This window comes from Mesorhizobium sp. M7A.F.Ca.US.002.01.1.1, from assembly GCF_004022955.1.
GTDB classification, from domain to species: Bacteria; Pseudomonadota; Alphaproteobacteria; order Rhizobiales; family Rhizobiaceae; genus Mesorhizobium; species Mesorhizobium ciceri.
In genome coordinates this window covers 1-1,863 of record NZ_RZQE01000769.1, presented here as the reverse complement: position 1 = coordinate 1,863, position 1,863 = coordinate 1, and the positions used below count along the sequence as shown (strand labels likewise).

Here is a 1,863-nt window from a genome sequence, read left to right as displayed (position 1 = left end):
GCGTATGCATGGAAGACCAGGGCGGGCGGCGTTTTATTCCCGGATAGCGAAAAATCTTCTTCGCAATGTAAATTGGTCCGCCCGAGCCAGCTTTTCAACGCTCTTTAGCCTGCGATATCAACCTTCCAGCTCAGCCGATCAGAGCCGGTCGAAATTCGGGCATTGCCAGAGCAAGGGTTTTGTCCATCACTTTAGCCAATTTCCGTCTAGCCGAGAATGAGGCGCATGGCGCAGCGCCTGCTTGCCGGCATCCCGTGTTCGATCTCCCGACGCAGTATTTGACGAAGCCGGTCTCCCGCATGCGTCTCGCCCAGCACCTGAAAGCCCAGCTTCTGATAGAAAGGCGCGTTCCAGATCACATCCCGAAACGTTGTCAGGGTGATCGCGACAAGGCGGCGCTCCTCGCATCTGTGATTGCCTTTTCGAGCAAGGCGCGTCCGATACCTGAGCGTTGTCGGTCAAGGCGCGCAGCTAGTTCCCAGATGTGCAATGTGTCGTCCTGGATCTCCGCGCTCAGGAATGCGACCGTCCGGCCATCCTGCTCCACCGCTACCCAGCACGTGCCCTTGGCGATAAGTTCACGGTGACGCTCGACGGTTTGGTTTTCGTCATCGGCAATCCAGGCCAGCTCCGCAACTTCGCGGTAAGCGTCACCCTCCGACTGTTCGATATCGGGTAGTGCGTCCGCGTCAGCTACCTGCGCTAAATGGTGGTCATGGAGTTGCCGTCGTGGCTTCCAGGGTTCTGCAGAGAATAACGTTGGAGTGTCCCTCCGGCCAATCTGCAAACTCAGCTACACGCACAAAACCGGCCTTTTCATACAATCCTGGCGCCTGGAAATCGTGGCTCTGCACCCAGATCCGCCGAACACCCCTAATGGCAGCCTCGGCGGCGAAGGCGTCCAACAACTTTCGCGCATATCGTCGACGGGATAGATGAACTTGGCGTGCTTCTTTAGGGCCATTCAAGAAACGCGTTTTGGTACGGTTCGCAGCTCGCGATTGAAGACACGACAGCTCGTGCCCCATCACAATGCTACTGGGCTTCAGGTCACGTCGGCTGTGCTCGCAGGCATGGTCTGGGCGCTTGAAAACCCCGAGGCCGGCATCGTGGAAGTTGAAGATCTGGACTTCCGGCGCTGCCTGGAGATCCAGAAGCCCTATCTTGGCTCTCTCGTTGGTGTCTATACGGACTGGACGCCTCTGGATGGCCGGCCTGGGCTCTTCCCGGAGGACATCGACACATCCGATCCCTGGCAGTTCCGGAATGTGCTGGTTTCATGATAGCCGCCGGGCAGGGCAGCGGCGCAACGGGTTTCTGCTCCGGCAAAGCTGCCGACATGGTTCTCTCCCGGCGCGGAGGCAATTGGCGTGGACCGACGATTCCGTACGGAAGGTCTCGTCCAACTCGAGACGTTAGAGTTGGCAATAAGGAAATTGACCTGATGGATCTCACCACACGGCTTGTCGTCGCGATCGGGCTTGGCGCGCTTCTTATCGGGGCGTTCATTCTCATATAGCCGAATGTGACGTTTCAAACGCCTTTCACGCGTTACATTGCCTGTCGTGCGGCAATTCTGGCGGGACTGGACGGCAGCATCGATTTCTCGTCCTGCCGTCGCTTGTCCGTTGGTCGGATCGCCCTGTGCCTACCCAGAGAAGCGCTTTGACTAAGCGAGCTGCAAGCCCACCGAAGCATGGATCGCCGCAGACGGTTCCCATCGCCCCCGGGGGCGTTGCGCAGCTAAGCAGCACAAGCACGCAAGCTAGGTGCGTGCTCTATCGCCTCTGGCGCGGTCACGCCTGAGAGTTGCAAGCCGTACGACGCGGCAGAACAGCTGGTTTCAAAATCCGGCATCGACAC

At 58.6% G+C, this 1,863-nt stretch carries 1 pseudogene; it reads left to right on the top strand.

From position 1 onward, the window contains the following. Positions 1 to 919: 919 nt before the first annotated feature. A pseudogene (locus EN932_RS35235) lies at positions 920 to 1,283 on the top strand (saccharopine dehydrogenase C-terminal domain-containing protein); the annotation flags it as partial. Positions 1,284 to 1,863: the final 580 nt, after the last annotated feature.